Raw genomic sequence first — 6,298 nt, 5'->3', positions numbered from 1 at the left:
GCTCGAGGTCGAGCAGCTCGACGAGCTCGTCGGCGTTCCTCGGCACCCGGTCAGCCCTGCGGCTCGTCGGTGTCGCGCCCGGGGTCGGTGTCCGGGCCCGGCCGGTCGAGCCCCGCGAGGAACCGCTCGAACTCCTTGCCGATCTCCTCACCGGTGGGCAGCCGCTGCTCCTGCGCCAGCAGGCTGGTGCCGCTCTCCTCGGCGCGCTCGAACGCGTCGTACTGCCGCTCCAGCGCGGCGACGACCTCGGCGACCTCCGCGTTGGCCGCGAGGTAGCGGGCGATCTCGGCCTCGCGGTCCTCGGCCTCGGCGCGCAGCCCGGAGAGGTCGACGGTGAGCCGGCCCCCGATCTCGACCTGCTCCAGCAGCGCCGCCGACGCCCGGGGGTAGTCCATCTGGGCGAGGTAGTGCGGGATGTGCGCGACGTAGCCCATGGCGTCGTGGCCCCACTCGCCGAGCCGGACCTCGAGCAGCGCCTGCGCGCTGCTGGGGACCCGCAGCTCGCCGCGCCACGGGCTCTCGGCGGTGATCAGGTCGGGGTTGTTGGCGTGGTGGGTGATCGCGATCGGGCGGGTGTGCGGCACCGCCATCGGCACCGCGCCCATCCCGACGACCCGGGTGACGCCGAACCGTTGGACGACCTCGCGGACCGCCCGGCAGAACGCCTCCCAGCGGTTGTCGGGCTCGGGCCCGTGCAGCAGCAGGTACGGCGTGCCGCCGGTGTCGGTGAGCAGCCGGACGACCAGGCGCGGCGCGTCGTAGTGGTCGTAGTGGTCGCGGACGAACGACATCGGGGGCCGGCGGGCGCGGTAGTCGTGGAACTGGTCGACGTCGAAGGTCGCCACGACCGGACCCTCGGAGAGGTCGATGAGGTGCTGGGCCGCGCGGACCGCCGCGTTGCCCGCGTCGAGGAAGCCGTCGAGGACCACGACCATCGTCAGGGCGCCCGCTGAGCGCGCGTCGTCGAGCTCGGGGACCTCGTCGACGATGTGCACCAGGCGCTCAGACATGGGCACAGCGTAGTGGCGAGGGCGACGTCACACCGGCGGCGGGTGACCGTGTTGTTACTGCGGGGTAACCTACGGGGCATCCCGAACCCAAGGAGATCCCCCGGACATGAGCGGTATCCGACAGCTGCGTGAGGTCGTCTTCGTCGACGGCGTGCGCACCCCGTTCGGCAAGGCCAAGGGCCAGTACGCCGAGACCCGCGCCGACGACCTCGTGATCAAGTGCATCCGCGAGCTCATGCGGCGCAACCCCTCGCTCCCGCCGGAGCGCGTCGACGAGGTGGCGGTCGCCGCCACGACGCAGATCGGCGACCAGGGCCTCACGATCGGCCGCACCGCCGCGCTGCTGGCCGGCCTGCCGCAGAGCGTCCCCGGCTACGCGATCGACCGGATGTGCGCGGGCGCGATGACCGCGGTCACCACGACCGCGTCCGGCATCGCGTTCGGCTCCTACGACGTGGCCATCGCCGGCGGCGTCGAGCACATGGGCCGCCACCCCATGGGCGAGGGCGTCGACCCCAACCCGCGGATCCTCTCCGAGCGGATCGTCAACCCCGACGCGCTCGTGATGGGCAAGACCGCGGAGAACCTGCACGACCGCTACCCCACGATCACCAAGGAGCGCGTCGACGCCTACGCGGTGCGCTCCCAGCAGAAGACGGCCGCGGCCTACGAGGCCGGCAAGATCCAGCCCGACCTGGTGCCGGTCGCGACCCGCTCCGCCGAAGAGGGCTGGGGCCTCGCCACCACCGACGAGCCGATGCGCCCGGGCACCACGATGGAGTCGCTCGCGTCGCTGAAGACGCCGTTCCGCGCCCACGGCAAGGTGACGGCCGGCAACGCCGCGGGCATCAACGACGGCGCCACCGCCGCTCTGCTCGCCGAGGAGGAGACCGCCCGCGAGCTCGGCCTGCCGATCAAGATGCGTCTGGTCGCCTACTCCTTCGTCGGCGTCGAGCCCGAGGTGATGGGCGCCGGCCCGATCCCGTCGACCGAGAAGGCGCTCAAGCAGGCGGGTCTCACCATCGACGACATCCAGGCCTTCGAGGTCAACGAGGCGTTCGCGGTCCAGGTGCTCGCCTTCCTCGAGCACTTCGGGATCGCCGACGACGACCCGCGGGTCAACCCCTACGGCGGCGCGATCGCGATGGGCCACCCACTGGCCTCCTCCGGCGTCCGGCTGATGACCCAGCTGGCGCGGCAGTTCGAGGAGCGTCCCGAGGTGCGCTACGGCCTGACCACGATGTGCATCGGCATCGGCATGGGCGGCACCGTCATCTGGGAGAACCCGAACTGGACCGGAGAGGCGGCCTGACATGTCCGACACCACCACGCTGCTGAAGCGCGCCCAGGAGATCTCCTCCGACGCCGAGCGGGTCACCCAGGCCCACCTGCGCAAGGTCACGCTGCCCTCGGGCACCGTGCTGGGCCTGATCACCCTCGACAACGGCGAGGACCACACCAAGCCCAACACGTTCGGCCCGCGGTCGCTGCTCGCGCTCAACGAGGCGATCGACGCGGCGCTGGCCGACGACGAGATCGTCGCGCTGGGCGTCACCGGCAAGCCGTTCATCCTGGCCGCCGGCGCCGACCTCACCTCGATCTCGGGCGGTGGGCCCGACGCCGTACGTATCGTGGCCGAGCTGGGTCACGCGGTGTTCCGCAAGCTGCAGGACGGCGGGAAGCCGTCGTTCGGGTTCGTCAACGGGCTGGCGCTCGGCGGCGGCCTCGAGGTCGCCCTGCACTGCACCTACCGCACGGTGATGGACAGCGCTCCGGCGCTCGGCCTGCCCGAGGTCATGCTGGGCCTGGTGCCGGGTTGGGGCGGCGCCTTCTTGGTGCCCAACCTGGTCGGTGCCGACAAGGCCGTGACCGTGATCCTCGAGAACCCACTCAACAACGGCAAGACGCTGTCGGGCACGGCCGCCTTCGAGCTCGGCCTCGCCGACGCGTGCTTCTCGGGCGCGGACTACCTCGAGCAGTCGCTGCTCTGGGCCGACTCCGTGCTCGCCGGCGAGACCGTGGTCGAGCGGCCGGAGGTCGACCGGGGCGAGGCGTGGGACGCGGCCGTGGCGCGTGCCCGCGCGCTGGTCCAGGCCAAGACCGGCGGCGCGAGCCCCGCCGCGTTGAAGGCCGTCGAGCTCATCGACGCCGCCCGTGACGGCGACCGCGACGCCGGGTTCGCCCGCGAGGACGAGGCGCTGGAGGCGATGTCCAAGACGCCCGAGCTGATCGCGTCGCTCTACGCGTTCGACCTGGTGCAGAAGCGCGCCAAGCGCCCCGCCGGTGCGCCCGACAAGTCGCTCGCGCGGCCGGTCACCAAGGTCGGCATCGTGGGCGCGGGCCTGATGGCCTCGCAGATGGCCCTGCTGTTCGTCCGCCGGCTCGAGGTGCCCGTCGTACTCACCGACCTCGACCAGGAGCGCGTCGACAAGGGCGTGGGCTACGTCCACGCCGAGATCGACAAGCTGCTCGCCAAGGGCCGGATCAGCCAGGACAAGGCGAACCGCCACAAGGCTCTCGTGACCGGCTCGGTCGACAAGTCCGACGGCTTCGCCGGCGCCGACTTCGTCATCGAGGCCGTCTTCGAGGAGATGTCGGTCAAGAAGTCGGTGTTCGCCGACGTCGAGAAGGCCGTCTCGCCGGAGTGCATCCTCGCGACCAACACCTCCTCGCTGTCGATCACCGAGATGGCGGCCGACCTCGAGCACCCGGAGCGGGTCGTCGGCTTCCACTTCTTCAACCCGGTCGCGGTCATGCCGCTGCTGGAGATCGTCAAGGGCGAGCAGACCGACGACGCCACGCTCGCCACGGCGTTCGCCACCGGCAAGGCGCTGAAGAAGACCACGATCCTGGTCAACGACAGCCCGTCGTTCATCGTCAACCGGCTGCTCGGCCGGTTCATGGGCGAGGTCGGCCGGATCGTCGACGAGGGCACGCCGGTGCCCGTGGTGGACGGCGCCTTCGCGGGCGTCGCGCCGATGCCGCCGTTCATGCTCCTGTCGTTGGTGGGCCCGGCGATCGCGCTGCACAACAACGAGACGCTGCACGGCGCGTTCCCGGACCGGTTCTACGTCTCGCCCGCGCTCGAGCGGGTCGTGGCGGCGCGCAAGGCGTCGTACTACGGCCCCGACGGCGCGATCGACCCCGAGGTCGAGGCGCTGCTGGAGAAGCCGGAGACGCCGGTCGTGCTGGAGCCGGCCGAGATCCGCACGCGGGTGCTCACCGGCCTGGCCGACGAGGCCCGGCGGATGCTCGACGAGGGCGTGGTCGTCGCGGCCGAGGATCTCGACTTGGCGATGATCACCGGCGCCGGGTTCTCGTTCTGGAACGGCGGTCTGACGATGCTGCTCGAGCGCGAGGGCCTGGGCTCCTTCCACTGAGACGCACACCCGGGCCGCCGCGAACCGATCGGTTCGTGGCGGCCCGGTCGTCCGGCCGTCAGTGGTGGGTGCGTAGACGGTGGACGTGGTGCGTGGGCGCCGCCGACGTCAGCTGACGGGCTGTTGCCAGCACCCACAAAGCGATCATCGCCACGACGAGCGCTCCCAGCGCGCTCTGGTTCGCCGCGATGATCGCGGTCAGTCCACCGACGAGCGCAATGGCGCCGAGGGTGGAGGTGACGACCGTGAACCAGACGGGGGTGTGGCCGCGTTCTCCCGCGCCATCCATCTCCGTCATCCGGTCCGCGGCCGCCGTGCAGCCGACCACGCCCAGCGCGAACACACCCAGGGCGATCACCCGGGGAGATGTGGTCTCGAACGCCGTGCCGGTCGACCACAGCAGGTATCCCAGAGTCGCGACTGCGACGGCGAGGGCGGCCGCGCCGTCCCTCCAGGTGAGTCGCATCGTTGAGACACCTTCCTTCTGGCCGTCTCCCAACCTCTCGCCGCCCCGCGGCCGCGCGTAGGGCAGAAGGGCCCACCCCGTGCGGCCTTTCGACTCGGGCGCCGCAACGGGGTTACATGGGGTGCATGCGTCGCTCCGTGTGCACTCTGGCCGGGTCCCTCGCCGTCGCTCTCGCGGTCGGGATCGGCCCCGCCTCGACCTCCGCCGTCGCCGCTCCGAGCAGCGACGGCGCCTGGGTGGTCAAAGCGCAGCGGCGGCTCAACGACCTCGGCTGCCAGGCCGGCGCACCCGACGGCCGGCTCGACCGGCACACGCGCTCGGCCGTGCTCCGGTTCCAGTCCCGGCAGGGCCTGCCGCAGCACGGACGGCTCGACGAGCGGACCCGCAAGCGGTTGTACGCCGAGGGTCGCTGGGCGGCCGGCCGGTGCGACCGGCGACCGGTCCCCGGGCACTCCGGGCGTGGTCGGCGGATCGTGATCTCGCAGCACCAGAACTGGGTCTGGCTGGTCGCCCGGGGCGGCCGGGTGGTCGCTCAGGGCGGCATGGTCGACAACCCGTCCGTGCTGCGCAAGGGCGCGCACGCGACCGGCTCCTACTGCGGCCGGGCCGCGCGGATCCGTCTCAACCAGTCCACCAGCGGGTCGGTCTGGCTCGACAACTTCGTCCGGTTCGCGCCCTGCGGGATCGGCTTCCACCGGATCCCGCGGTCGAAGTCCTCGGGCCACCAGATCCACGCTGACTGGATCCTCGGCACCGACCTGGCCCGCTCGCACGGCTGCATCCGGCTCAGCCGCGCCCTCTCCAAGCGGGTCTGGGACTTCACCGTCCACCGCACCGCGGTGCGGGTGGTCTGAGCGTCGCGTGAGGCGCGCCCGGTTCGCGACGCATCGCGTCCACCCGCGATCACCCGATCAGACGGGACATGGACTCCGACGACACCCGGACAGTGATGCCCACTCGGCCGTAGGTTCGCGGATCTGCCGATGTCCGCTTCGTAGCCGAACGACCAAAACCTTGTCAGCGGACCCAGGATGAGCGTGCCGCACGGCCCGGCTGAGCACTTTCGCCAGTCTGGCTACGCGCGGCGGGGGTGCCGCACCACTGGTCACGGTGGCGGAGGAACCGGGCCAGGTTGCGGCGCAGGAGGCGTTGGCGGGAGTCCATCGCGACCAGCTCCCCGGTGGCGGGACTGGTGTAGAGCCGGCGCCTGCGCTGCACACACCAGGACCTCGAGCTCACGGATCTCATCGACCATCGTCGCGTCATCCTCGGGCAGGCCGGCGCTCACGAGCGCGTCGACGGAACCCGAGAATACGAACATGTGTCTTAGGTCGCTTAGCCGGGATGTGTGAGCGCGGGAGCTGGTCGGGCGAAGTGGGCTGTTGCCCGCTGTCAACGGGCTGGAATCTGCTGTGACCATGCCTCCTCCGGGCACAATCCAG

General features: G+C 71.5%; 5 protein-coding genes. 3 read left to right on the top strand and 2 right to left on the bottom strand.

Annotation, left to right across the window (positions count from 1 at the left end; genetic code table 11):
* Positions 1-50 precede the first annotated feature (50 nt).
* Positions 51-1,010 (bottom strand): PAC2 family protein, encoded by a 960-nt coding sequence (locus VGD85_RS14220; RefSeq protein WP_331064095.1) that lies wholly within the window; start codon positions 1,008-1,010, stop codon positions 51-53.
* 106 nt (positions 1,011-1,116) lie between these two features.
* Between VGD85_RS14220 and VGD85_RS14215 the strand changes: the two genes are divergently transcribed.
* Together VGD85_RS14215 and VGD85_RS14210 are read left to right on the top strand one after the other, a co-directional pair.
* Positions 1,117-2,322, top strand: a complete 1,206-nt coding sequence (locus VGD85_RS14215) for a thiolase family protein (RefSeq protein ID WP_331064094.1) — start codon at positions 1,117-1,119, stop codon at positions 2,320-2,322.
* Between the two features lies 1 nt (position 2,323).
* Positions 2,324-4,390 (top strand): 3-hydroxyacyl-CoA dehydrogenase NAD-binding domain-containing protein, encoded by a 2,067-nt coding sequence (locus VGD85_RS14210; protein WP_331064093.1) that lies wholly within the window; start codon positions 2,324-2,326, stop codon positions 4,388-4,390.
* Between the two features lie 58 nt (positions 4,391-4,448).
* Here VGD85_RS14210 and VGD85_RS14205 read toward each other — a convergent pair whose 3' ends face one another.
* Positions 4,449-4,856, bottom strand: coding sequence for a hypothetical protein (locus VGD85_RS14205; RefSeq protein ID WP_331064092.1), 408 nt, complete (start codon positions 4,854-4,856; stop codon positions 4,449-4,451).
* A 125-nt stretch (positions 4,857-4,981) separates the two neighbouring features.
* On the opposite strand from VGD85_RS14205, the gene VGD85_RS14200 reads away from it, so the two are divergent.
* Positions 4,982-5,710 carry a L,D-transpeptidase family protein gene (locus tag VGD85_RS14200; RefSeq protein ID WP_331064091.1) on the top strand — a complete coding sequence of 243 codons (729 nt, stop codon included), beginning with the start codon at positions 4,982-4,984 and terminating at the stop codon, positions 5,708-5,710.
* Positions 5,711-6,298 lie beyond the last annotated feature (588 nt).

Source organism: Nocardioides sp. (assembly GCF_036401255.1).
In the GTDB taxonomy this organism is placed as follows: domain Bacteria; phylum Actinomycetota; class Actinomycetes; order Propionibacteriales; family Nocardioidaceae; genus Nocardioides.
The sequence above is the reverse complement of the archived record's forward strand: the minus strand, read 5'-3'. Positions and strand labels throughout refer to the sequence as shown.